The sequence below is a fragment of the Flavobacterium sp. FlaQc-48 genome, from assembly GCF_044007335.1.
Classification (GTDB): domain Bacteria; phylum Bacteroidota; class Bacteroidia; order Flavobacteriales; family Flavobacteriaceae; genus Flavobacterium.
In genome coordinates, this window is sequence record NZ_JBIPCR010000003.1 from 330,283 (window position 1) to 353,805 (window position 23,523).

Below are 23,523 nucleotides of genomic sequence, written 5' to 3' on the forward strand. Positions count from 1 at the left end.
TACTTTTGTAAGATGAGAAAAGAAAATATGCATCAATCGGTGGAGGTAATTTATAAAAAAGTTGATGAATGTCCGATAGTAAATTCACAGTTTAGTTTTTTTCAGTTGGTGTATGTGATCTCCGGTAATGGATTGCTTCGTATTAATGGAAATGCTATATCGTATCAAACCGGTAATTTAATGTTGCTTACTCCAAATGACTATCACACCTTTGATATTCATACTACAACAGAGTTTTTATTGGTAAAGCTTAATAGTGAGTTTGTAAAGCAATATAAATCAGGAAGTATTGATCATATTGAATGCTTATTGCATTATGCAACACATTTATCGGGTTGTATTTTGAAACGAAAAGAAGATGAATTTCTGGTCAAATCAATATCAGAAGCATTGATTCATGTCGTAAACAATAAGGATATTTATGATGAAGATTTAATGATACATTATGTTAATGCTCTTATTGTAATTGCTGCAAGAAATATTGCAAAAGTAAAACCGTCAGGTATTAAAGAAAGTGTTGACAAAAGAATTCTTGAAATCATCAATTACATTCAGGCAAATATTTATTGTCCACAAAAAATAAAGATTTCCGTGATAGCCGTCCAATTTGATATATCAGAGACGTATCTGGGAAGCTATTTTAAGAATCATTGCGGAGAAACGATTCAGTCTTTTGTTTCAAATTATAAAATCAGATTAATAGAGCATCGTCTAAGTTTTAGTGACATGAGAATTAACGAAATTGTAGAGGAGTTTGGTTTTTCTGATGAAAGTCATCTCAATAAATTTTTTAAGAAACATAAGGATATTAGTTTGACCGGATATAGAAAAGCCAAAGTCTTTCCGAATTGATTTTACTTTTAGTATTCATTGGATCGGAATTTTGCAAAAAGGTTTTAGTGGCGAATTGAAGATTATCAATGTTTTTTACACCGATTTTGCAGATTAAAGCCAATTTAATTTAGAAGTTTATCACATAAAAAAAGCCGAAGAGAAATCTTCGGCTGGTATTCTTTATCTTTTTTAAACTTAAAAAGCAGTTAAAGTTTTTAACTCTGCAATAGTTTGTGTTGGATTTTCGGCTTTGAATACGAAGCTTCCTGCTACCAAAACATCTGCTCCGGCCTCTACCAGTTGTTTTGCATTTTTGCTTGTGACACCGCCGTCAATTTCAATAATTGTAGATGCATTTTTGCGTGTTATTAAAGCTTTTAGTTTTTTTACTTTATCATAGGTGTTTTCGATAAATGACTGTCCTCCAAAACCAGGATTCACACTCATAATACAAACCAGGTCGATATCGTTTATAACGTCTTCTAATAAATCAATATTGGTATGCGGGTTAATAGCAACTCCGGCTTTCATTCCTTCAGCTTTAATGGCTTGTAGTGTTCTGTGCAAGTGGGTACAAGCTTCATAATGTACCGTTAAGCCATTGGCTCCTAAATCAGCGAAGTTTTTAATGTATCTATCCGGATCAATGATCATTAAATGTACATCAATATATTTTTTTGCATGTTTAGAAATGGCTTCCAGGACCGGCATTCCAAAAGAGATATTCGGTACAAAAACGCCATCCATAATATCAATATGAAACCAATCGGCCTGACTGTTATTGATCATCTCGATATCACGTTGCAGATTGGCAAAATCAGCAGCAAGAACAGAAGGGGCAATAAGTGTATTCTTCATTGTAAGTAGTTGTGTGTGTTATTTTTTGCAAAGATAAATCATTTATGAATTATATTGAAATTTAACCGCAAAGCCCGCAAAGATTTACGCAGAGGCCCCAAAGTGTTGCAGGCCTTGTGTATTCCTGCAGAATAAAGATCTGGGTATATTTTGTATTTAAATTGTGCTAAAAATAAAAAACTCCGGTAATCAGCCGGAGTTTCAATCATCAATCAAAAAACGAACAGTCAATCAAACTGTTGTTTGCTTTAATACCCAATATACGTAATTTCACAATAAATTCCAAATCCCAATATTTGGAATTTGGAATTTTATATTGGTTTTTGGGGTGATTACCCAAGATAAGTTTTAAGAATTTTACTTCTTGAAGTATGTTTTAATCTGCGGATTGCTTTTTCTTTAATCTGACGTACACGTTCACGGGTTAAGTCAAAAGTTTCTCCAATTTCTTCTAAAGTCATTGGGTGTTGATCGCCAAGACCAAAATACAAACGAACAACATCTGCCTCTCTTGGAGTTAATGTTTCTAATGAACGCTCGATTTCAGTACGCAATGATTCGTGAATTAACTCTCTGTCCGGGTTTGGAGATTCTCCAGAACGTAAAACGTCATAAAGGTTAGAATCTTCTCCTTCAACAAGCGGAGCATCCATAGATAAATGACGGCCAGAGTTTTTCATTGACTCTTTTACATCATTTACAGTCATGTCTAGTTCTTTTGCAATTTCTTCAGCAGAAGGCGGACGCTCGTTAGATTGCTCTAATAACGCATACATTTTGTTGATTTTATTGATAGAACCAATTTTGTTTAATGGTAAACGAACAATACGGGATTGTTCTGCCAAAGCCTGAAGAATCGATTGACGAATCCACCATACGGCATAAGAGATGAATTTGAAACCACGAGTCTCATCAAAACGTTGGGCCGCTTTAATTAAACCTAAGTTTCCTTCATTAATTAAGTCAGGAAGAGTTAATCCTTGATTTTGATATTGTTTAGCAACCGATACAACGAAACGTAGGTTGGCTTTTGTTAATTTTTCTAAAGCTCTTTGATCACCGGCCTTTATTCTTTGTGCTAATTCTACCTCTTCATCAGCGGTAATTAGGTCAACTTTTCCAATTTCTTGTAGGTATTTGTCTAACGATGCAGTTTCACGATTGGTTACCTGCTTGGTGATTTTAAGTTGTCTCATGTTTTTTGTCTCCTCAATTTTTAAGTGTACAAGTAGTTATACGTAAAGAGATACGAAAAGGTTACAAAAAAAATATTTAATTTTTAAAATTTATATTTTATCATTCTAATATTAGGCTTTTAATTAATATTGGAGTCTTTGATTTCTATCGTTTCTTTAATAAAAACTGGTTTTCCGCTGGCAGAGAATCCTTCTAATATTATTTCGAATTTACCAGATACATCTGATGCATAAAATGCGATTTTTGAATCAGGATTGCTTAAATCCACTTTTGGTAACCATAATAACTGATGCCTGTAGTCAGGAATCCGGGCATTTTTACTGTTGGCGTAATCCGGTTGAAAATATTCTTTCTTAGATTGGGGGCGTAAGAGTTCAGGCCTTAGAATAAAGTTGCCTTTAAGTTTAGTATCGTAATCTCCGTTTTTAGTTGTGAAAACAACTACACCATTAAACGATTTTGCTCCATAGTAGTAGATTCCCTTTATAACATTAATTTTATGGATGTTTTTAGGATTGTATGCAAAAAGTTCAGTAAGGTCTTCCAGGATTAATCCATCAACAACGATTAGTGCAGGCAATTGAGATTCGTAGTTTGGATCGTAGTCGTAAACGTGAATAGTATAATTGTTTTTGTCTTTTGAATAGTATGTACCGGCAACCACTTCTGTCATGGTTTCTGCCATTGTTGGGAATCTTGTAAAGGCATCCAGTTTATATTCTTTTGATAGCGTACTGTAAAAAGGAATAGTATCAGCAGAAGCTAATAAACTGTCTTTTTTGATGTTGTAATAAGCATTTTCGATTTGACTTGCGATTAGTCTTTCGGAAATATTTTGTTTGAATTGTGAATTAAACTGAAGAGCAGGAAATGTCAGGTTTGAGAAATCTATCTCTTTTGGTTTGTCAATTGCAATGGTGTAATCTTGTTTATTGTCTTCCAGAACCTGAATGATTATATTAGAACCTGAATTCGGTTTTTCCAGATTAAAAATGAATTTACCTTCAGAATCTGTTTTAGTTATTTTTAAATTAGAATTTTTACCTACAATAGAAAGAGCAATTTTTTTATTGTTGATTTCTGTACTGGTTGAGGATATTTTTCCTGAAATTATTTCACCACGCAATTCTGGTAATAGGAATTCGGTATTTTTTATTTCGTTATCAGAATTCCTGCCAGCATTGACCTCCTGAAGTTGTTTAAAGTTTATTTTATTTTGAGCTAAAAAGCCGTCCTCTTTTCTTATCGAAAGCATATAATTGCCTTTGGTAAAATCATCAGAATTCGTATTGATTTTTAATTCTATCAAATCCCGATTGTTATAGGTTTTACTTTTTAGGTCAAAAGAGATATTGTCGTCAGATACAATTCCTGTAGGAGAAATTTCATTTTGAGAAATGGTATTGGTTGGTTTATCTTTATATGGATTTACGATATAGATATCAATGCTACAATATTCTGCAGCTTTTTTATTGAGCATCCAGTTGGTATATCCAATTATCTTATAGCTTCCCGTTTCTAAAGTTGTTGGGATGAAAAAATCGCTATTGGCGACGCCATTCTCCAGAAACAATTTGTGAGTAAAAACGGTTTTTTTATTGCTGTCTATAAGTTGTAAATAGGCAACTTTGCTATAGTTTGATGTATTGCTGGTTAATTTGCTGATACAAAAAATCTGATACAATAAAGTCTCTCCGGTTAAATAGGAGTTAGCATTTGTACTGATATAAAGCGATTCGTTTAGCTTTTTGTCTATTTCATTTAGTTCAGTTATGCTACTGTTTTTTTGGGCAAAAGAAATTTGCTGAAAACTAAAGGCTAAAGCTATAAGTACTATATGTTTTAATCTATCCAAAATGATGGTTTTATGTTTGATGAAAATGAAGTGCAGTCTCCGCATTCTATAGGGTACAAAATATAATCCCCGCTTTCGTCAGGAAAGTAAGTTTTTAATCCTGTACCCAGTAAGTCAAGAATTAAATCTCCCTGGCAAATCGATGATTGACCAAAACAATATTTAAATAGATAATTTTTGATATCATCTTCGGGAATTGGAGCTGGACAATCGTATGGATATGGTGGAGTTGGTGTTCCGGGAAGAATATCTGTAAAATTGAAAAATAATCTTTTTTCTGAATAAGAAGAAACATCAAAATAACCAATTACTTTTTCTCCGGGATTGTCAACGGGGTTAATATTACCGTAAAAAAAGCCTGGTTGTGTTTGGGATAAAATGCTTCCTGTATTTGATATTTCTTTTAGCGTTTCAAAAAAAGTATGAGCTGCCAGATTTTGAACATATTGTTTTACTAATATGCTATATCGGCTCCTGATGATTGGATCTTTGCTGCTAATAAACCTGACAGGAAAATCAGTTACTTTATCTTGTGCTAATTGATTCGTATTTGTTAAAATTAATTCATTTGATTTTTTACTTGAAAAACAAATTCTGGCTTCTTCTTTTCTTTCTATAAGATCAACTCTTCCTTTCGGGTTTGAACCGGCAGCAAAAAGTACAGGAACCGCTTTTTTAAAATACCATTTTGGCGCAATAATTTTGTATGTTTCTTCGTATTCGTATCTGTAATAGCGCGAATTGTTTGTTGGGTCTGTACTGGTTAGTGTAATTTCGACACCAAGATCATTGTTTTTTGTTACAGATTTAGCTTCTAATTTGTCAATTTGAGTTTGTTGTGGTAACTTCTCTGTAGTTGAAATATAAGATCTTCCGTTGCTTGTGCGAATGTGCAATTGATAGGTGCGATCCGGACTGGCCTGAAATTGATTTAATGAAACGTACAATCCCCCATTTTCTTTAAAGTCATATTTATTGCCAATATCGTCTGTTATAAAAACGACTGCCTTGCTCTCAAAAGTGGGCGTTTTTTCTTCAAGCTTATAAGTTCTCGATAGTTTTACTTCTTGATTTTTAAATTGGTTCGTAAGTGTTGCTTCAATTACAACAGCATCTTCAAATCCGTTAGTTTGATATTGGTATGGAGTCGTGCACCCCAATACCGATGAGAGAATTAATGTTATAAGAAATCTATATAGAAAGACTTTTTTCATCACCTTTAAAATTTAAAATTATAAGTAATAGTTGGTATTGGAACAGAGAAAATAGAAGTTTGATAGGCTTTTACCTGACCTTCTTTTGTTACAAAAAAGATAGAATAAGGATTATTGCGCCCTAACACGTTATACACAGAAATATTCCAGAAACTATGTGCCAGTTTTTTTATTTTATGGTTTCCTTCGATGTTTATCCCAATGTCTAATCGGTAATAGTCTGGTATCCTGTATTTGTTTCTGTCGCTATAAAGTGTGTATGAGGCACCATTGTACTCGTATTTTCCAATAGGATAGGTTATTGGTCTTCCTGTCTGATATACAAAGTTCGAAGAAAAACTGTAACGATGCGTAATTTTGTAGTTCATTACCACACTTACATCATGAGGTTTGTCGAAATTGGTTGGAAAATAAGCACCATTATTTACTTTCTCATCATTAAACTGACTGTCCAGTTTTATAAATGTTCTGGAATACGTATATCCAATCCATCCATTAAGCCTTCCAACTGATTTTTTTAGCAAAAATTCAACACCATACGCTTTTCCGTCACCTTGTAACAACTCTGTTTCTAAATCTTTATTTAAAAGTAAGTTTGCTCCAACTTTATAATCGAGTATATTTTTTGATGTTTTATAATACCCTTCAACACTTAACTCGATATCCTGATAATCCAGCTTTTTGAAAATACCCAAAGAATATTGTAACCCGCTTTCAGGTTTTACATTCAGATCAGATAATTTCCAGGTATCTGTAGGTGATTGCGTAGTATTATTGGTTAATAAGTGAATGTATTGGTAATTTTTATCAAAACCAGCTTTTACAAATAAGCTTTCATCAAAAATATATCGTAAAGCAACACGTGGTTCAAAACCACCATTACTATTAATTACTTCATTATTGCCATATTTTTTTTCTTCTACAACAGTCGAAGGAGTTTTAGGCACGCCATCCTGATACACTTTTTGAGTGGATTCTCCTAAGGCTGCATAGTAAGAATATCTTGCGCCAATGTCCAAAAGAAGTTTTTCGGTTATTTTAAACTTATCAGAAAAAAATACGGCTGATTCCAGTCCTTTTTCGCTATCGATTTTTATGGGGGTTACCGTTGATGCTCCTTGCGGATTTATCTCGCCGGGATTTACTTTATACAGTTTGCTTGCGATACCGTAAGTGAATTTATGTTTACTGTTTAGTTCACTATTAAATTTCAAACTTGCCTGAGTTTCGTCTATTTTATATTTAAAAATAAAGGATTCCGGATTAGCCGATTCGTAATTGATACTGAATTTGTATTCGCTGTTAGAGACATTCAATTCGCTAGTGTTTTTTTCATTAAAAGAATGTTTCCATTTTAAAGAAATAAGACGGTTGCTGTATTGATACAATGAATCTGGAGTGATGCTGTATTTGTCTTTACTGTAATATCCTGTACCTTCGACAGCATTGTTTTTGTTTATTTTGTGGGTGTATTTTGCAAACAAATCATAAAATGAAGCCTGACTGTTTTTTAGGTTTTCATCATCTAATGATTTTAAAATCCAGTCCGAATAGGTTGCTCTTCCGCCTACTAATAAACTTGCCTTTCCTTTTACAACCGGAATTGAAGCTGTAAGATTACTGGTTACAGGGCCAATACCTCCTTCTCCGGAAAATTTTTCAGTGTTTCCGTTTTTAGAAGTGATATCAAAAACAGATGATAGCCTGCCGCCAAATTCAGATGGTATACCGCCTTTGTAAATGTCAACTTTGTTTATTGTGTAGGGATTAAGAGAAGAGAAAAATCCAAAAAGGTGAGCCGGATTGTATATCGTTCCATTATCCAGCAGCATTAAATTCTGGTCTTCTTTTCCTCCACGTACATTAAAGCCTGAAGAACCTTCACCGGCAGTTTTAATTCCCGGAATAGTTAAGGCAATTTTCAGGACATCTCTTTCTCCAAGCACTAAAGGAACTGTTTTTACACCTTCGGCTTCGATTGTAGTAACTCCTGTTATGGCAGTTCTGATGTTTTGACTGTTTTTGCCTTTTACGACAACTTCTTTCAATTGGTTTATTTTTTCTATGATAGAAAAATCCAAAGTTCCGTTGCTGTAAATCATTATTTTTCGGGATGTATTATTGTACAATATAGATTCGATCTCTATTGTCGCTAATCCTTCGGGAAGTTTAAGGCTGTAAAACCCTTCGCTATTTGTGGTGGTTGTGATGGCAGTATTTTTTACCTTAACCGTTATGCCCGATAAATGTTTTTCGTCTTTCAAGTCGGTTATATGCCCGGAAAGCGTGTATAGATCAACTTCAGAACCTATAGTTTCTTTTCCGATTAAAGCGATTGGAGCAGTTTCTTCTTCGCCCTTATTCTTTTTAATAGGATCATACTGTTGAAAAAAGATTGGAACATTACTATTTTTTGACTTGTCATTTTGAAACTTGTCATTGATAATACTGTTCTTTGTTAAGATGATTTTGTTTTTATCGATAAAAAAATTAAGATCGGTATCTTCAAAGACTTTGTTTAAGATGTCTTGTATGCTCTTGTTGGAGTAGTCTCCGGAGATTAGAACATTCTTATCAAACCAGTCTTCCTGAAAATAAAATCGATAGCCGGTAGAGGCTTCTATTTTTTTTAAAACATCAATTCTGCTGGTATTGCTATAATTAAGGCTAATGTTGCTTTTTTGATCTTGTGAATAGATTAATTGATTAAAACCGAAAAATAATAAAAGGATGGTAAATATTCTCATTTGGATAATTTCACAGGTTTTAATTATTAATATATTTCAATAGATTCTTCATAAATAATGGGTTGTCGTCCTTTTTTAAGCTCCTATAGGTAAAGTAGAAATCATTTATTTTTTTCTTGCTATTTGGAAATAATGTTATGATTTCTTTTTTATCATTTATCAGGTAAAATTTATTTTCTTTTAATAGTATAAAATCATGTCTGGGAATGAATTCTATTAGGTCAAGTTCCGCTTTATTGGTTTTTTTCTTCTCTTTATAATATTTTATAAAAAGCGTTATGTTGTTTCCTGTTGGAATTTCTTCATAATATCCCTTTTTGAAACTTGTAGTGTTTATTGTTTTTAGATTAACAAACTTCTCATTTCCTATTTTAAAACAGTCAATATTTTCTTTGATAAGATTAATTTTGGTTGTGTTTAATTCACCATAAGGCCTTAACACAAGTTCATCATTATAAATATCATAATTTAATAGTAAATCAAAATAATCCTGATTGTTATAGTGAATGCTTCCTTTTTTAAAATCTTCAGAGATATAATAACGATGCTGATTGTTGATGGTTTTTTCAAAATTCAGATGTGCCGGGCCATTCTCAAAATCTAATGTTTCTACGCCAATATTTTTGTCAAAAGAATTGTACAATGAAATTTCATTGTTGCTTTGGCAATAAGAGGTGTAAATATTTAAGAATACTCCAAATAAAACAAAATGAAGGAGTTTTTTTTGATTTTTTTTCAAAGGTTTGGTGGTTTGTTTTGGTTTATGGTTTTCAAAAATATCAAAAAAATGTTAATTTGTCGTATATAATTGTTAAAAAATGTTATTTTTTTTAGTTGATAGTCGATATGGATAAATGCTATGAAATAAAAAAACACCTGGACTTAAAAGATTAAGCTGAGGTGTTTTGTCTAAAAAAAGGGCAAAAATTATGATCTAATCGGAATAATCATCAGAAGTATCTAAGATGTCATCGAATATTTTTTTTAATGATTTTAAATAGAGTGGAAAGGCAAGAATCAGTAATATATATTCTTTTCTTAGTACGGTGATATCGTCGAGAATTTCATATAAACTAGGAATAATGAGTGTTAATGAAATAGCAATACCAACCCAAGGATTATTTTTTATTTGTTTTAAAATTGATAAAATTTTCATGTCTTGTTGTCTGTTTAGCGCAGTTCTCATCTAATTTTATTTTTGAGTTTTCCTGGGATAAAAGTAATTTTGATTTTTCTGCGTTACGCTAAAAATGTCATGAAAGCCATTTTTCCTGTCATGAAATTTTCAAAACCTCTTAATGGACTTATATATTTCTTTCATAATAAAAAAAATCCTCTCGTAAGGGAGAGGATTTATAGTATTGTTGTCTTGTTTGGATTAAGACAGGATATTCATTTTTTTTAAAAAATCTTTATACGTATCGCTTAAGTTTATTTTGTGATCTCCTTTAAGAATAATAAGATTGTCTGCCAGGATAATTTCTTCGATTTTATCCGTATTTACTATAGTGTTTCGATGGGTTTTTACGAATTTATTTTTGTCCAGCAGATTGCTTATTTTCGTTAGGGAAATCTGAATTACAAATTTTTCTTTTTCGGTAATGATATTGCAATAACGCTCTTCGACTTCAATGTAAAGAATTTCGTTTATGGCTACTTTTTTTAGCGAATTTTTCTTTTTTATAAATAAGTAATCATCACTAATTACAGTGTCCTGTTCTTCGCTCATAAAGACATTCGTTTGAACATAGAATTTTTCTACGGCCATTTCGATAGCGTAAAGAATTTCAAGCTCATTAAAAGGTTTTAATAAAAAACTAAAAGGTTTGGTGAGTTTTGCCCTTTCAAAAATCTGACGGTCTTGTGAGCTGGTCAGGAAAACAAATGGCTTCGAAGCATTGGGAATAATATTGATAGATTCTGCAAAAGTAATTCCGTCCGGTTTTCCGTCCAGAAAAACATCGATAATAATGACATCGATCGTATTCTCATAAAAAAGTTTTAATGCATCTGTAAAGTTGGCGGCAACGCCTGTGATGGTATAATTGTTCTCGATCAGAACTTTGACAAGTGCATCGCTTTGCTCAGGAGTGTCTTCGATTATTAAAACATTAATATTATCCATGATTTCTTGTTTTTGGGGAGCAAGTATGTATGTGGTATTTTAATGAAGTAAAGTAAAGAATTATTATAGAGAAAAGAATTGTTTAAATCGTGTTTTTTAAGAGTATTTGTTAAAATAAAGTAGTTGCTATAATTTATTGGCTAAACATTTGGGCGGGTATATTTGTTTTTTTATAGAATAACGAGGGTTGAATTCCAATCTTTCTTTTGTAAGAAAGATTGGAGTTTTATTAAAGCCAGAAGTACTTGTTTTTAGATTAATCTCCTGAGCTTGTCTTTGTACCTCTAGAAGTTTTAGGATCTTCTCCTCCTGTAATCACTTGTAGTTGTTTTCTTGAAAGAGCAGTGAAGTTTTTCAGTGTTGATGTTTTTTGCTGTGTTTGCATGGTTTTATTTTTCATGGTGTTTTGTTTTTTAGTTATAGTAATTCCTTTTTTTAGTTATAGTAATTCCTGATCTTTTAATTTGTTTGAATTAATCTCCTAAACTTGTTTTTGTACCTCTCGAAGTTTTTGGATCATCTCCTCCTATGATAGTTTGCAATTGTTTTCTAGAAAGAGGAGTGAAATTTCTTAGTGCTGAAGTGTTTGCGGTTTGTGATGCTTTATTTTTCATGGTGTGATTTTTTAGTTATAATAATTCCTGATCTTTTAATTCATTTGAATTAATCTCCAACACTTGTTTTTGTACCTCTAGATGTTTTTGGATCTTCTCCTCCTGCAATAGTTTGTAATTGTTTTCTAGAAAGAGGAGTAAAGTTTTTAAGGCTTGATATTTTTGTAGTGTTTGTTTTATTTTTCATGATCAGTTGTCTTTTTAATTTATCTGTCTTATTGATTTGGTTTTAAATTATGTTGTTACACTAGTCTTTGTCCCTCTTGATGTTTTAGGATCTTCTCCTCCTGTAATAACTTGTAGTTGTTTTCTTGAAAGAGCAGTGAAGTTTTTCAGTGTTGATGTTTTTTGCTGTGTTTGCATGGTTTTATTTTTCATGGTGTTTTATTTTTTGATTATAGAAATAAAAATAAATAAAAAAAGAAGACGAATATGAAAAAATGTAGGGTAATTTAGAATGAAATGTTTTTATTGATTTGCCTCATGTTATTAAGGCAAATAATAAAGATTGCCTGTAGAAAGTTTATTAAGTAATTGTTTTTGGGAAACTCAATATCATTTTGGTTCCCTTGTTAATCTCGCTTTCTATAGTCAAGGTTCCGCTGTTTTTTTTGATCATTTGTTTGCACAATTGCATGCCTAAACCAGTTCCTATAATTTCGGAGTTGCTTTTTTTAGCTAAAAGTTCTCCTTCTTGTAGGAGTTCTTTAATCGTGTTTTCGCTCATTCCAATTCCGTTATCCTCAATTACAAGATCACAGAAATCAGGGGTGGTTTCTTGAGTGTAAAAACTTATTTTGCCCTTTTCGTTAGAAAATTTAATAGCATTGTCTAATAAATTTCGGAGTACAATTTTTAAGGAGTCAAGATCTACATAAATAAAAATATTTTTCGAAACCGAATTCTCAAAAGTAATCGCTTTGTCCAGCAGTAAAGGTTTATAGTTGTATTCGATTTGCTGTACGATAGAATACAAATGAATAGATTCCTTGTGAAAATACAGTTGTTTGGTTTGGAGCATTGCCCAATGCAATAAATTGTCTAATAAGCTATAAGCGCCATTGGCAATCGTACTATTCTGTATGATAAGTTGGTGAAGTTCATCATAATTTTTTGTTTCGAGTGTGGCAGATAATTTAGCATTACTCGTTTTTAAAGCATTTACAGACGATCTTAAATCATGACTTACAATAGAGAATAACTGATCTTTAGTAGCGTTGAGTTCGTCGAGTTTGTTCTTTTGAAGTAGAATAGTTTTCGCATTTTTTACTTTTTGACCGTATAGGTAAACCCCTCCGGTTAAAATTAATAGTAAGCCTATTGCGGCAAAAAATAAACTGTTACGTTCTGTATTTTTAAGTTTATTCTCGACCTCGAGTACTTTAATTTGTTTTTGTTTTTGCGCTACCGCAAACTTTTTTTCAAAATCAGCGACAGCCCAGATTTTGTTTTGATTATTGAGAGAATCTTTCCATTGGGTGGATTCTTTTCTATAGACTAGTGCTTTTTTATAATTACCTCTATTCTCTTCTACAATAGCCATGTTGAAGGCTGTGGTTTGTTTTAAGTCAAAATCCTTTATATTTTTAGATAAGGTATAAGCTTTCTGAAAATAGTATATGGCTTGTTGGTCTTTATATTGTGCGTAATAAAAATTAGCGATATTTATATTAGCTCGAACAGCACTTTTTGTAACTTGTTTAGGGTTTAAAATTGCATCATTTTTTAAATAAAATTCTGCTTTATCAAATTGCTTTAAGTGTACATAACATATTCCGATATTTGCATACAAAGTAGTTATTTCATCTTCATCTTGATGGTTTAAAATTCCTTTTTCGGCTCTCAAATAAAATACAATTGCTTTTTCAAATTTTTTTTCATAATAAAACAATACTCCAATATTATTATCAACTAGATAATAATATTGGAATGATTTGTTTATTGATCCAAATTCAATACTTGCTTGCTTGTAGAGTGCTTTCATTATTAATGAATAGCCTCTAAAGTAATGACAATATTCTTTTGTTTCTAGATCAGATTTCGTATTCAATTGTTTCATGGAATACACTAACGTCGAATCCCATTCTTTTTTTAAAAAAAAGTATTGTGCTTTGTTGAAATTGATTTCACTCTTTAATAAAGTTGCTTTTTTTTGAATAGCAATCTCAAAATAATTTAATTTTTTTTCATTTTGTGAGAAGATTATTGACGTTAAAAAAAGAAAAAGAAAAAGAAAGTTGTTTTTTTTTTGAATCATTATTGACATTTTATAAAATCCCCATGATGTTATTTTATTAACGATGTTCGAATTTTGAGTTTAATAATCATCATGTTTGTAAAAAATAGCAGTTATCAATAAAAATAATATAAATGAGGAGAATTGCTTTTGTGGCTTAAACTCCTACGCTTGTTTTTGTGCCTCGAGAAATTGTTGGGTCCTCTCCATCTCCGCCGCCTACATTTGTTGGACCTATATTTCTCAAATAAGATATAACTTCTGTGATGTTTCCAACTGTTTTAGAAGTGTAATCGAGCTCTACATACCAAACATCATAAGTTTTAGGGCTATGCTTGTCCCATATGTAGTCAAAATAAATTTCTAAATTAGATCCATTTTCTATAGGATTTTCAAAAGTAGGATCTGCTGATTCTTTAGAATTAACGTATAAAGTTGCACAAATTTTTAATGTTTTTACATCACCATTGTTAAAAAAGTTTGCTGAAGCAAGAGGAGGAATTGGAAAAGTTAGATTCTTGAGGTCTTTAAATTTAAAATCTTTTGTGTTGATCTTTGTAAGCTGGATAAGATTTAAGCTCATAATAGGGTTTTTAGGGTTAATGTTTCTATTTTTGGTGGGATAAAGTTATTTTTTTTCTTTGAATAACAGATGAATTTAATGTATTTTTTTTAGTTTTATTCGCGTTAAAAAACACAGCCCTTAATTCTTCTACCAGTTGCATTGTTATTACTGTCTTGAGGAAAAACGAAAAACCCCAATTCATTTGTTTGAATTGGGATTTTCTATGAATAAATTTTTAGCGAAATGTATTTTTTAAAAAAACAGATCAACTTGCGAGTTTATTTTTTCCATATAATAATCGATCTTTCTAATGGCTCTGTTAAAGAACAAATTTTGTTCTTTAATACCCGATTGCCCTAATGGTTTTGAATTGCTAATTTGTTGCTTAAAAAACTGATGAACGTTTTTGCAACTGTCATCATTGTCAGTAATAAAATAACCAAGTAACGTATAAGGAACAAACATGGTCAGTTTTTCATCGGTTTCAATGAGCATATTATTGTTTAGTAAAATCAGCTCGTTGTAATAAATAGCAAAATTAGTATTGGGTTTGTTGCATTTTTCCTGTATCAAACTGATAATTCTTTTTAAGTCTTTGCAAAGTGCATTGGCACTTTTTAAATCAAGTAACCCAGCTTCATAAAAGTACAGGATCTGCTGTAGGCTGCTGTTTATTGTTGTGTCGTTCCAAATTTCGTTTACAAAGGTGTTTTCGTATGCTTTTTTTAGTTTCTGCATAAACTCGGTAAAAGATTCTTCGATAACAAAATTCTCAAACGAAACTTTTTTCTGATTTGTATTTAAAAGGTTCAGCCAGACAAAAGCTTTGAACTTTGATAAGATCGTTCCGTCCATAAAATAAAATAATGGAATATCCTTGGCGGAATAGAAGAGTGTTGTTTGGGGATTTTTAGTTAATATTTCGATTTGTTCTGCTGATGTCCTGAAATATTGATGCATATCTTTTAAGGTCTCTATTTCGATTGTTTTCTCAACAATAACTTTTTCTTTTTTCGAAAATAAATTATCCAGAGAAATATTGAAATGATCTGCCAGTTTTATGGTTTCATCAATCGAAAATTTACTTTTTTCAGAGATTCTTCTATGAGAGGCGTCATAGCTAATTTCTAAAACGGAAGCAATCTCATCTATTATAGAAACTGATTTTGGGATTTTACTCCTAATTGCTTTTAAAAATGATTCCTGATATTTCATAATTTGCGATAATCACAAATATAAGAAATAGTTTTATTGATTTAAGCAAATTCGTGTGTGATAATTGCAATAGGTTTGTCCTGTAATTTTAAAATAATGATTTATGAAAATATCAATTTTAGTAGTGCTAAGTTTTGTTTTTGGATGCTCTTACGGTCAGGATTTCATCCAAATTCAAAATGATTCTGTTGCAGTACATTCGCAGATTTTTAGTCTTTCGCCAATGTCGAGAAAAGTAGATAAAGTAAATGGGCTGGTACTTGGTTTTGGACATATTGATAATAAAAATATAGAGCATCAATCAATAAATGGATTAAACATAGAAGCAAATCCGGCGCCTGCAGTTGGGGTATTATATGTTTTTATGGCATTAATGTATTTTGATAAAATAATAGAAAATAATAAAATTAAAGTTATAAAAACTACTGAGGAAGATTACAGGATTAAGAATATGAACTATACTCCTGATTTAAAATTAAACGGATTGAATATTAGTTCCGGATGCTTTTTTACCACAACGAGTATGAATGGATTAAATATTTCTGCCGGAAACAAATTCAACAATTTTAATGGTCTTTCGGTTACTGTTTTAGGAACAATTGCAGATCATCAAAACGGACTTTCAGTAGGTATTTATAATGCGAATAATAATTTGTCTGGTTCGACAATTGGAATCTACAATCAATCGTATCAATTAAGCGGATTGCATATCGGGGTTTTTAATCAAACCAGAATAAATAGAGGTTTGCAGGTTGGAATTTTGAATAAATCAAATTCAAAAGGTTTTCAGTTAGGGATTTGGAATGTTAATAATAAAAGGGTGATGCCTTTTTTAAATTGGTAATCATGAAAAAGGTTCCTTTATTTCTTATTGGTATTCGATTACTATTAGGCTTTGTTATGATTTTAATTGCGAATAGTAATTTTGTCTACGTTAGGATGATTTTAGTATCATTAATGATATTCGGATTGTTGACAGATATTTTTGATGGTATTATTGCACGGAAGGTTGGTGTATCATCAGAAAAATTGCGTAGGATGGATAGTCAGGTTGATTTGGTTTTTTGGCTTTGTGCAGGCTGGTGTGCATGGTTGTTAAATCCTGAAATAATTATCGAGCATCAATATGCTATTATTTCAATTTTTGTAATGGAAGGCCTGACGTATGTTTTTAGTATTCTAAAATTTGGAAAAGAAACATGTACGCACGCTTTTTTATCTAAATTATGGGGAGTAACATTGTTGATTGCATTTGTTTCGATGATTGGTTTTGGTCATGCCGGAATTCCTTTTTTTCTCGCCGTATTTTTTGGCATAACAGGACATATTGATGTTTACCTGATCATTTATTTTTTACCTAAATGGACGCATGATGTTCCAAGTTCTTATCATGCTTATTTAATTCGGGATGGAAGATCAATTAAACGGCACAAATGGTTTAATGGGTAAATTGTTTTAATAATCGACCAAGGAGTTAGTTTTGTTATGAATGAAAGCGATAAATACGAAAAACCCCAATTCAAATAAAAGAATTGGGGTTTTCTATGAATAAACCTTTAGTAAACTAAGATCTGATTACTCTTTTTTCTCCTCACGTGGAGGTCTTTGTAAAAGTGCTTTTCTGGACACTTTTTCTTTTTTGGTTTTAGGATCAACACCTAGGTATTTCACCTGGAATACATCGCCCATGTTTACAACATCGGTAACATTTTCAGTGCGTTCCCAGGCTAATTCAGAAACGTGTAATAAAACTTCATTTCCAGGCGCAGCAGTATATTCTACTACGGCTCCAAAATCTAACATTTTAATTACTTTTACTTCGTAAGCTTCTCCCATTTGTGGTTTGAAAGTGATTGACTTAATTTTAGCCAATACCGCTTCAATTCCGGCAGGATCTGTACCTAAGATTTCGATAACACCTTCTTCATTTACTTCGTTGATTACGATAGTTGTTCCTGTAGCTTTTTGTAATTCCTGAATTACTTTTCCACCAGGTCCAATTAATGCTCCAATAAAGTTTCCAGGAATAGTTCTGGTAATGATTTTTGGAGAATGTGCTTTAACGTCAGCTCTTGGAGCAGCGATAGTCTCAGTTAATTTTCCTAAAATGTGTAAACGTCCTTCACGTGCCTGCCCTAAAGCCTGCTCCATAATGTCATAACGTAAACCATCAATTTTAATATCCATTTGACAAGCAGTAATACCGTCAGCAGTTCCGGTTACTTTAAAGTCCATATCTCCTAAATGATCTTCATCACCTAAAATATCTGACAATACAGCAAATTTCTCTCCATCGGTAATTAATCCCATAGCGATACCAGAAACTGGTTTTACCATTTGAATACCAGCATCCATCAAAGCCATTGTTCCTGCACAAACTGTAGCCATAGAAGAAGAACCGTTAGATTCTAAAACTTCAGAAACAATACGAATAGTATAAGGACAATCAACAGGAATCATGTTTTTCAAAGCTCTTTGAGCTAAGTTACCGTGACCAACTTCTCTTCTTGAAGTTCCTCTTAGAGGTTTTGCTTCACCGGTTGAGAAAGGAGGGAAGTTATAGTGCAAATAGAATTTCTCTTCACCTTGTTCAGATGGAGAATCAATTTGGTTAGCTTCTCTGGATGTACCTAAAGTTACTGTTGCCAAAGCCTGAGTTTCTCCACGTGTAAATAAAGATGAACCGTGAACTCTTGGTAAATAATCGATTTCACACCAGATTGGTCTGATATCTGTAGTTTTTCTACCATCTAAACGAACTCCTAATTCTAAAACTACGTTACGAACAGCTTCTTTGTTTGTTTTGTAGAAATATTTAGAAACTAAATCTCCGTCAGCAGCTAATTCTTCTTCAGTAAATAAAGCTTTTACTTCTTCTTTTACTTCAGCAAATGCAGCAGTTCTTTCATGCTTAGCTGATCCAACTTTTGCAATGTTGTATATTTTATCGTAAGCAGCAGCTTTTACTTTTTTGTAAATTTCTTCGTTTTCTTTCTCACCTTCGTAAGTACGAATTTCTTTTTTACCAAAAGCGGCTTGCAAACGCAATTGTGCCTGAATTTGAACTTTAATAGCTTCGTGAGCAAATTTGATAGCTTCTACCATTTCTGCTTCTGAGATTTCTTTCATTTCTCCTTCAACCATTGCTACAGAGTCCAAAGAAGCTCCAATCATCATGTCGATGTCAGATTTTTCCAGGTCTTCTCTGCTTGGGTTGATAACAAATTTTCCGTCGATACGTGCAACACGAACTTCAGAAATTAAGTTATAAAACGGAATGTCTGAAACTGCTAATGCTGCAGATGCTGCTAAACCAGCTAAAGCGTCCGGCATAACAGTTTCGTCATGAGACATTAACTGAATCATAACTTGTGTTTCAGCGTGGTAATCGTCTGGGAAAAGCGGACGTAAAACACGGTCTACTAATCTCATTGTTAATACTTCGCTATCGCTTGGACGAGCTTCTCTCTTGAAGAAACCTCCCGGGAAACGACCAGCTGCTGCAAATTTTTCGCGGTAATCTACCGTTAATGGTAAAAAATCTACCGCTGGGTTAGCGCTACGTGCAGATACTGCTGTTGCAAGTATCATCGTGTCGCCCATTCTTACTACTACCGACCCGTCAGCTTGTTTGGCTAAACGACCCGTCTCGATTGTGATGCTTCTGCCATCACCTAAATCGATCTTTTCTACAAATAATTGTGGAATCATAATTTTTCCTTATTGGTTATACAATGGGTTTTAGTTGTGTTGTAGTTGTTGTGTGTAGTTGTTGTTAATCTAAAACCCAATGAAAAACCAAACTTTTTTTCTTATAAAATGCTTGTAATGTAAAAACAAAAAGAGGCACTCTCGCACCTCTTTTCTATATTGATTATTTTCTGATATTCAATACTTTGATAATCTCACGATATCTGTTGATCTCTTTCTTTTTCAAGTAGTCCAACAAAGCTCTTCTTTTACCTACTAATAGTACAAGTGAACGCTCAGTGTTGTAATCGTGACGATTTTTTTTCAAGTGCTCAGTTAAGTGTGAAATTCTGTAAGTGAACAATGCAATTTGACTTTCTGCTTTTCCAGTGTTTGTTGCTTCACCGTGTTGTGCAAAAATTTCTTCTTTCTTTTCTTTAGTTAAATACATTCCAATATTATTTAATGATTTTTATGTATGTCATACAGCTTTTGTAAGACGGGTGCAAAATTAGTCTAAAAAAACAAAAGAATCAAACAAAAATAAAAGAATCTTAAAATAGAGTGTTGATTTTTATGTTTGAGGAATTTATAGCCTTATTGTTTTGTTAATTTGTTACTGTTATAGGTATTGTATAGTGAACTCTGACAGGGATGCCTCTTTGTTTAGCCGGAATCCAGTTTTCATAGTTGGTAATTACTCTAATAGCTTCTTCATCCAGGCCATATCCTAATGATTTTAGGATTTTTGGCTCAACAATTTTACCATCCTTTTCAATTACAAATTGAACAATTAATTTTCCGGCTATTTTATTGGCTGCAGCTTCTTTTGTTTTTACAAAATTAGCCCCGATGAATTTATAAAAATCAGGTATTCCTTTTTTAGGTAATGGTTTTGTGTCCCGGGCATCGTATTGATTTTCTATTCCATTAGCGCTGATGCTCTTTCCGGAAATGAACTTTCCCTTGTTGTAGGTTTCAATGTATTGATATTTTGTAATCTTATTAAAGTCTTTCCATTCACCATCTTTAAGTGCATTTTTTAAAATTCCTTTTGTCGAGAAATTTTCCCGATCTTCTTCAAAAAGACCATTTCCGTCTTTGACTGCATGCTCATTTTTGGAATTCCAGAAGTCATAAATTTTTAAATCTGAGCTAAGTTCTTTTTCATATTCAACGTATTCTCCAATTAATTTAGGATTACCATTTTCATACCATTCTAAAAAACTTCCGTTTAATCTTGATTTGATATAATTTTCTTCTCTTTTTTTATTTCTATTCTCATAAAAGTAAACATATTTGCCTTCTTTAGAGAACCCGTCTTTCGTTTTAGAATTTCCTTCCATTTTTAATACGCCAGACTTATAGTAATCTTTAATTTGATATAAATCTTTTTCAATATGATAATCTTTTATAATTCTATAAGAGTTATGGTTTTCTTTTGAAGCATTTTTTCCAATCGAATCAAAATACACGATTTTGTCTGATGCGTTTTGCGAAAAAAGGAACATTGGTAGCAATACTAACAGGAAATAAAAAGTTTTTTTCATTGATCTTTTGTTCTAAAAAGGTATTTCTAAAATTACGGTGATTATAAATTTACTTTAATCTAAGTACTTTTTTCGGGTTCTGTTTCTCGCTTAAAGAAGAATAGGAAGATTTTACATTGTTTTCGTCGATACTAATTCCCGAAATTAGAATTCCTTTGTCATAATTGTCGCTAAATGTAGTTTTGCGAACCTTATCATTTCCAATCCAGAGACCTTGTTTCAGGCCATTTTTAATCTCTCCTTTTTGAGTTACAAACTCCTCCGTTTCTTCATGTTCTCCATTTCCATCGATTACAGTTTGGGTTCTGTCTTCATTCCAGCAATTAAGAAGCAAAGTCTGGGATTTCTTTGTTTTAGGATCCCAGAGATTTTGTTTCTCGGACTTTTTGCTTTGGTTTTCATACCAGTTGATTTCTTTGCCTGATTTATGATCGTCAGCATAATCTATTACCGATTGTTTTGCCCCGTTTTTATAGTAGCAAATAAACTCTCCATCCTTTTTGAGGATATCCCTGTCGAGAGTGGCGCCAGTCATTTTTTTTCTTCCATTTTTGTAGAAATCAGTAATAACGTATCTCGCGCTTTTTTGAGAATAGTTGGTAATTACTCTGGTGTAACTGTAGTTCGGAGAAGTAGTTTCACGATTTAACGAGTCAAGAAAAATCTTTTTCGAGACCATGTTAATTTGTGCTGATAGACCCGCTGAAATTATAGCAAGAAGTGCTGTGAAAATGCTTTTTTTCATTCGGGTCTGTTTTTTTATGCTAAAAAGAGGGCTTTTAGAATAATTTAGCAACCTCCTGATTTACGAATTCTAAAAATCTTTCGTCGGCTTCAGTAAAAGGATCGATAACGTGACTGTCAATATCAATTTGACCAATATTTACTCCGTTAACGAATAATGGAACTACAATTTCAGATTTTACAGTAAAACTGCAGGCAATATAATTGTCTTGTGCAGCCACGTCCGGAACTACAAAATTAGCATTGCTTTCGGCTACTTGTCCGCAAATTCCTTTTCCAAAAGGAATCACAGTATGATCCGTTTCCGCCCCAACATAAGGGCCTAAATGGAGGGTTTTGTTCTCGTGATTGGCAAAATAAAAACCAACCCAGTTGTAATATTCTATATTTTCATTTAATAATTGGCAAATTGCTAATAGTTTTTCGTCTCTAACTAATTCTGTATTAGTTATTATAGTACTTATTTTTGGTTGTAATTCCTGAAATGTCATGATGTGAAAATTTTATACAAAAGTATTTAAAGCTAAAGTCAAAAAATACATAAATTTGAAAAAAAATTCCCTTTGAAAAAATATTTAGTACAATTCAAGCCATTCCTGATTTTTATAGGCACTTTTTTTACTGCATATATTGTACTAACCTTGTTGTATAAACTTTATTTGAACACTTTTGAACCCAATGAGGTTGACGGAATAACCCATATTGTTGGTCGTAATGTGGAACAATTAATGAGTATGTTTAATTGTGATATTAAAATTCAGAAAAGTATAACAGATTCCTGGTTAGATGTTTGGTACAATAAAAAATATATCATTAGAATTGTCGAAGGCTGCAATGCTGTTAGTGTCATTATCTTATTTGTTTCTTTTGTACTGGCTTTTTCCGGAAAATTTAAAACAACCCTGATTTTTATATTATCCGGGATCTTGCTTATTTATGCTCTCAATGTTGCCCGTATCGCGATGTTGGCTGTTTTATTGTTTTATTTTCCCGAAAAGGGGCATTTTTTGCATGGCACTTTGTTTCCTTTGGTTATTTATGGATTAGTATTTCTTTTGTGGGTTATATGGGTAAATAAATTTTCAAAATATGCTAAATAAAATACTGAAGCATAAATTTAAAATACTGATTGCGATTCTAATTGTATTGTGCTTTGCTGTTATCAGGGCTTTTGAAAATAAACTGTTTTATGATCCTTTTTTGATTTATTTTGAATCGGATTTTAAAAATTTGCCATTACCTCAGGTAGAATTTTTTAAGCTTTTTTGCAGTCTTGTGCTTCGGTTTGTTTTGAATACTGCTTTGTCGTTAATGCTTATTTATACCTTGTTCCAGGATCGTGATATTCTTAGGTTTAGTGCACTTTTATATGGTTTTTTTATAGTAATACTTTTAGGGCTCTTTATTATAATCCTGGAATGTTTTCCGGAATGGAATTGGCTTCTTTTTTATGTAAGACGATTTATCATTCAGCCCATATTTGTAATATTATTTATTCCTGCTTTTTATTACCAACAACAAAATTTAAAAAAATAACATTTTATTACATTTTTTTTTAAAGTCTTTTAAATACTTTTGCAGTATGAAATTAAAAAAGTGTACAGGATTATTTTTAGCGTTCCTATTGTTGGTTTCCAACATTGGGTTTGCTTTTGATGTACACTATTGTGGAGGAGAGATTGCTTCGGTTTCATTAAACACGACAGCTTCAGCAGCTCCTGAAAAAAAATGTTGTGGAGCCTCAGAAAAAAAATCATCTTGCTGTAAAGATAAAGTAGTTCATTTTGAGAAAAAATCTGACAATGCTACTTTCAAAATATTCTTTTTTCAACTTGCTTTTCCTGCGGTAATCCAGGAGTATAAGCCTATTGCTTTTCTGTCTGTCCCAAATTTCAAAAGCAATCAGATCATTTCGTATTATTCTGATGCCAATGCGCCCCCCTTATTTAAGTTATACCACCAGTATATTTTTTATTCCTGATTTTAATGTTTAGAATCAAGTCAGTTTTTGACTTGTATACTGCTATTTGTTAGTTTCTTAATTCGTTGGAAATTTTCAGAAGCAATTTCTCTAATAAA

At 32.1% G+C, this 23,523-nt stretch carries 26 protein-coding genes; 6 read left to right on the top strand and 20 right to left on the bottom strand.

From position 1 onward, the window contains the following. Positions 1-12: 12 nt before the first annotated feature. Positions 13-852, top strand: coding sequence for an AraC family transcriptional regulator (locus ACHRWY_RS06785; RefSeq protein WP_395353501.1), 840 nt, complete (start codon positions 13-15; stop codon positions 850-852). Between the two features lie 177 nt (positions 853-1,029). Here the strand turns inward: ACHRWY_RS06785 and rpe are convergent, their stop codons facing one another. The 15 genes from rpe to ACHRWY_RS06860 all read right to left on the bottom strand — a co-directional run bounded on the left by rpe (position 1,030) and on the right by ACHRWY_RS06860 (position 15,460). Next, positions 1,030-1,692 carry a ribulose-phosphate 3-epimerase gene (rpe, locus tag ACHRWY_RS06790; RefSeq protein ID WP_395353502.1) on the bottom strand — a complete coding sequence of 221 codons (663 nt, stop codon included), beginning with the start codon at positions 1,690-1,692 and terminating at the stop codon, positions 1,030-1,032. A 332-nt stretch (positions 1,693-2,024) separates the two neighbouring features. Next, positions 2,025-2,888: an RNA polymerase sigma factor RpoD/SigA gene (locus tag ACHRWY_RS06795; RefSeq protein ID WP_007804760.1), complete on the bottom strand. Its 864-nt coding sequence runs from the start codon at positions 2,886-2,888 to the stop codon at positions 2,025-2,027. 119 nt (positions 2,889-3,007) lie between these two features. Further along, positions 3,008-4,744 (bottom strand): hypothetical protein, encoded by a 1,737-nt coding sequence (locus tag ACHRWY_RS06800; RefSeq protein WP_395353503.1) that lies wholly within the window; start codon positions 4,742-4,744, stop codon positions 3,008-3,010. Continuing rightward, positions 4,732-5,958, bottom strand: a complete 1,227-nt coding sequence (locus ACHRWY_RS06805; RefSeq protein ID WP_395353504.1) for a DUF4249 domain-containing protein — start codon at positions 5,956-5,958, stop codon at positions 4,732-4,734. The genes ACHRWY_RS06800 and ACHRWY_RS06805 overlap by 13 nt, the downstream gene beginning before the upstream one ends. A gap of 5 nt (positions 5,959-5,963) precedes the next feature. Continuing rightward, positions 5,964-8,705 carry a carboxypeptidase-like regulatory domain-containing protein gene (locus ACHRWY_RS06810; RefSeq protein ID WP_395353505.1) on the bottom strand — a complete coding sequence of 914 codons (2,742 nt, stop codon included), beginning with the start codon at positions 8,703-8,705 and terminating at the stop codon, positions 5,964-5,966. A 19-nt stretch (positions 8,706-8,724) separates the two neighbouring features. Further along, positions 8,725-9,444, bottom strand: a complete 720-nt coding sequence (locus ACHRWY_RS06815) for a hypothetical protein (protein ID WP_395353506.1) — start codon at positions 9,442-9,444, stop codon at positions 8,725-8,727. A gap of 195 nt (positions 9,445-9,639) precedes the next feature. Then, positions 9,640-9,891: a hypothetical protein gene (locus tag ACHRWY_RS06820; RefSeq protein WP_395353507.1), complete on the bottom strand. Its 252-nt coding sequence runs from the start codon at positions 9,889-9,891 to the stop codon at positions 9,640-9,642. 192 nt (positions 9,892-10,083) lie between these two features. Next, positions 10,084-10,830, bottom strand: coding sequence for a LytR/AlgR family response regulator transcription factor (locus tag ACHRWY_RS06825; protein ID WP_395353508.1), 747 nt, complete (start codon positions 10,828-10,830; stop codon positions 10,084-10,086). A 256-nt stretch (positions 10,831-11,086) separates the two neighbouring features. Next, positions 11,087-11,230, bottom strand: a complete 144-nt coding sequence (locus ACHRWY_RS06830) for a hypothetical protein (RefSeq protein WP_395353509.1) — start codon at positions 11,228-11,230, stop codon at positions 11,087-11,089. Between the two features lie 73 nt (positions 11,231-11,303). Continuing rightward, complete coding sequence (locus ACHRWY_RS06835; RefSeq protein ID WP_395353510.1) at positions 11,304-11,444, bottom strand: hypothetical protein; 141 nt, start codon at positions 11,442-11,444, stop codon at positions 11,304-11,306. A gap of 49 nt (positions 11,445-11,493) precedes the next feature. Next, a complete protein-coding gene (locus ACHRWY_RS06840) occupies positions 11,494-11,631 on the bottom strand; it encodes a hypothetical protein (RefSeq protein WP_395353511.1) in 138 nt (45 codons plus the stop codon). Between the two features lie 47 nt (positions 11,632-11,678). After that, positions 11,679-11,822, bottom strand: a complete 144-nt coding sequence (locus tag ACHRWY_RS06845; protein WP_395353512.1) for a hypothetical protein — start codon at positions 11,820-11,822, stop codon at positions 11,679-11,681. A 148-nt stretch (positions 11,823-11,970) separates the two neighbouring features. Further along, positions 11,971-13,428 carry an ATP-binding protein gene (locus ACHRWY_RS06850; protein ID WP_395353513.1) on the bottom strand — a complete coding sequence of 486 codons (1,458 nt, stop codon included), beginning with the start codon at positions 13,426-13,428 and terminating at the stop codon, positions 11,971-11,973. 409 nt (positions 13,429-13,837) lie between these two features. Next, positions 13,838-14,263 carry a hypothetical protein gene (locus tag ACHRWY_RS06855; protein WP_395353514.1) on the bottom strand — a complete coding sequence of 142 codons (426 nt, stop codon included), beginning with the start codon at positions 14,261-14,263 and terminating at the stop codon, positions 13,838-13,840. A gap of 234 nt (positions 14,264-14,497) precedes the next feature. After that, positions 14,498-15,460 (bottom strand): hypothetical protein, encoded by a 963-nt coding sequence (locus ACHRWY_RS06860; RefSeq protein ID WP_395353515.1) that lies wholly within the window; start codon positions 15,458-15,460, stop codon positions 14,498-14,500. Positions 15,461-15,563: 103 nt separating this feature from the next. On the opposite strand from ACHRWY_RS06860, the gene ACHRWY_RS06865 reads away from it, so the two are divergent. Next, positions 15,564-16,304, top strand: coding sequence for an LA_2272 family surface repeat-containing protein (locus tag ACHRWY_RS06865; protein ID WP_395353516.1), 741 nt, complete (start codon positions 15,564-15,566; stop codon positions 16,302-16,304). Between the two features lie 2 nt (positions 16,305-16,306). Continuing rightward, positions 16,307-16,909 (top strand): CDP-alcohol phosphatidyltransferase family protein, encoded by a 603-nt coding sequence (locus ACHRWY_RS06870; protein ID WP_395353517.1) that lies wholly within the window; start codon positions 16,307-16,309, stop codon positions 16,907-16,909. A gap of 126 nt (positions 16,910-17,035) precedes the next feature. Here ACHRWY_RS06870 and ACHRWY_RS06875 read toward each other — a convergent pair whose 3' ends face one another. The 5 genes from ACHRWY_RS06875 to ACHRWY_RS06895 form a co-directional block, all read right to left on the bottom strand. Further along, positions 17,036-19,171, bottom strand: a complete 2,136-nt coding sequence (locus tag ACHRWY_RS06875; protein ID WP_395353518.1) for a polyribonucleotide nucleotidyltransferase — start codon at positions 19,169-19,171, stop codon at positions 17,036-17,038. A 163-nt stretch (positions 19,172-19,334) separates the two neighbouring features. Next, positions 19,335-19,601, bottom strand: a complete 267-nt coding sequence (rpsO, locus tag ACHRWY_RS06880) for a 30S ribosomal protein S15 (protein ID WP_134147936.1) — start codon at positions 19,599-19,601, stop codon at positions 19,335-19,337. 157 nt (positions 19,602-19,758) lie between these two features. Then, positions 19,759-20,700, bottom strand: a complete 942-nt coding sequence (locus tag ACHRWY_RS06885) for a TonB family protein (protein ID WP_395353519.1) — start codon at positions 20,698-20,700, stop codon at positions 19,759-19,761. A gap of 49 nt (positions 20,701-20,749) precedes the next feature. Further along, positions 20,750-21,445 (bottom strand): hypothetical protein, encoded by a 696-nt coding sequence (locus tag ACHRWY_RS06890; protein WP_395353520.1) that lies wholly within the window; start codon positions 21,443-21,445, stop codon positions 20,750-20,752. A gap of 34 nt (positions 21,446-21,479) precedes the next feature. Further along, a complete protein-coding gene (locus ACHRWY_RS06895; protein ID WP_395353521.1) occupies positions 21,480-21,935 on the bottom strand; it encodes a GAF domain-containing protein in 456 nt (151 codons plus the stop codon). A 72-nt stretch (positions 21,936-22,007) separates the two neighbouring features. Here ACHRWY_RS06895 and xrtF point away from each other — a divergent pair, with 72 nt between their 5' ends. The 3 genes from xrtF to ACHRWY_RS06910 are packed head-to-tail and all read left to right on the top strand — an operon-like array spanning position 22,008 to position 23,425. Continuing rightward, the gene (gene xrtF, locus ACHRWY_RS06900) at positions 22,008-22,544 is read left to right on the top strand and encodes an exosortase family protein XrtF (RefSeq protein WP_395353522.1); all 537 of its coding nucleotides are present in this window, start codon (positions 22,008-22,010) and stop codon (positions 22,542-22,544) included. Further along, entirely contained in the window at positions 22,534-22,980 is a 447-nt protein-coding gene (locus ACHRWY_RS06905) for an exosortase F system-associated membrane protein (protein WP_395353523.1), read from the top strand. The genes xrtF and ACHRWY_RS06905 overlap by 11 nt, the downstream gene beginning before the upstream one ends. Positions 22,981-23,026: 46 nt before the next feature. Then, positions 23,027-23,425, top strand: coding sequence for an HYC_CC_PP family protein (locus tag ACHRWY_RS06910; RefSeq protein ID WP_395353524.1), 399 nt, complete (start codon positions 23,027-23,029; stop codon positions 23,423-23,425). Positions 23,426-23,523: the final 98 nt, after the last annotated feature.

What these genes read in the sequence shown, in the direction of transcription:
- ACHRWY_RS06795 (WP_007804760.1), bottom strand. Translation starts at nt 2,888, where the DNA reads ATGAGACAACTTAAAATCACCAAGCAGGTAACCAATCGTGAAACTGCA.
- ACHRWY_RS06905 (WP_395353523.1), top strand. Translation starts at nt 22,534, where the DNA reads ATGCTAAATAAAATACTGAAGCATAAATTTAAAATACTGATTGCGATT.
- ACHRWY_RS06810 (WP_395353505.1), bottom strand. Translation starts at nt 8,705, where the DNA reads ATGAGAATATTTACCATCCTTTTATTATTTTTCGGTTTTAATCAATTA.
- ACHRWY_RS06840 (WP_395353511.1), bottom strand. Translation starts at nt 11,631, where the DNA reads ATGAAAAATAAAACAAACACTACAAAAATATCAAGCCTTAAAAACTTT.
- ACHRWY_RS06825 (WP_395353508.1), bottom strand. Translation starts at nt 10,830, where the DNA reads ATGGATAATATTAATGTTTTAATAATCGAAGACACTCCTGAGCAAAGC.
- ACHRWY_RS06830 (WP_395353509.1), bottom strand. Translation starts at nt 11,230, where the DNA reads ATGAAAAATAAAACCATGCAAACACAGCAAAAAACATCAACACTGAAA.
- ACHRWY_RS06850 (WP_395353513.1), bottom strand. Translation starts at nt 13,428, where the DNA reads ATGAAAGCACTCTACAAGCAAGCAAGTATTGAATTTGGATCAATAAAC.
- ACHRWY_RS06855 (WP_395353514.1), bottom strand. Translation starts at nt 14,263, where the DNA reads ATGAGCTTAAATCTTATCCAGCTTACAAAGATCAACACAAAAGATTTT.
- ACHRWY_RS06820 (WP_395353507.1), bottom strand. Translation starts at nt 9,891, where the DNA reads ATGAGAACTGCGCTAAACAGACAACAAGACATGAAAATTTTATCAATT.
- ACHRWY_RS06845 (WP_395353512.1), bottom strand. Translation starts at nt 11,822, where the DNA reads ATGAAAAATAAAACCATGCAAACACAGCAAAAAACATCAACACTGAAA.
- rpsO (WP_134147936.1), bottom strand. Translation starts at nt 19,601, where the DNA reads ATGTATTTAACTAAAGAAAAGAAAGAAGAAATTTTTGCACAACACGGT.
- ACHRWY_RS06895 (WP_395353521.1), bottom strand. Translation starts at nt 21,935, where the DNA reads ATGACATTTCAGGAATTACAACCAAAAATAAGTACTATAATAACTAAT.
- ACHRWY_RS06910 (WP_395353524.1), top strand. Translation starts at nt 23,027, where the DNA reads ATGAAATTAAAAAAGTGTACAGGATTATTTTTAGCGTTCCTATTGTTG.
- ACHRWY_RS06875 (WP_395353518.1), bottom strand. Translation starts at nt 19,171, where the DNA reads ATGATTCCACAATTATTTGTAGAAAAGATCGATTTAGGTGATGGCAGA.
- ACHRWY_RS06865 (WP_395353516.1), top strand. Translation starts at nt 15,564, where the DNA reads ATGAAAATATCAATTTTAGTAGTGCTAAGTTTTGTTTTTGGATGCTCT.
- ACHRWY_RS06860 (WP_395353515.1), bottom strand. Translation starts at nt 15,460, where the DNA reads ATGAAATATCAGGAATCATTTTTAAAAGCAATTAGGAGTAAAATCCCA.
- ACHRWY_RS06870 (WP_395353517.1), top strand. Translation starts at nt 16,307, where the DNA reads ATGAAAAAGGTTCCTTTATTTCTTATTGGTATTCGATTACTATTAGGC.
- rpe (WP_395353502.1), bottom strand. Translation starts at nt 1,692, where the DNA reads ATGAAGAATACACTTATTGCCCCTTCTGTTCTTGCTGCTGATTTTGCC.
- ACHRWY_RS06785 (WP_395353501.1), top strand. Translation starts at nt 13, where the DNA reads ATGAGAAAAGAAAATATGCATCAATCGGTGGAGGTAATTTATAAAAAA.
- ACHRWY_RS06835 (WP_395353510.1), bottom strand. Translation starts at nt 11,444, where the DNA reads ATGAAAAATAAAGCATCACAAACCGCAAACACTTCAGCACTAAGAAAT.
- ACHRWY_RS06890 (WP_395353520.1), bottom strand. Translation starts at nt 21,445, where the DNA reads ATGAAAAAAAGCATTTTCACAGCACTTCTTGCTATAATTTCAGCGGGT.
- ACHRWY_RS06885 (WP_395353519.1), bottom strand. Translation starts at nt 20,700, where the DNA reads ATGAAAAAAACTTTTTATTTCCTGTTAGTATTGCTACCAATGTTCCTT.
- ACHRWY_RS06805 (WP_395353504.1), bottom strand. Translation starts at nt 5,958, where the DNA reads ATGAAAAAAGTCTTTCTATATAGATTTCTTATAACATTAATTCTCTCA.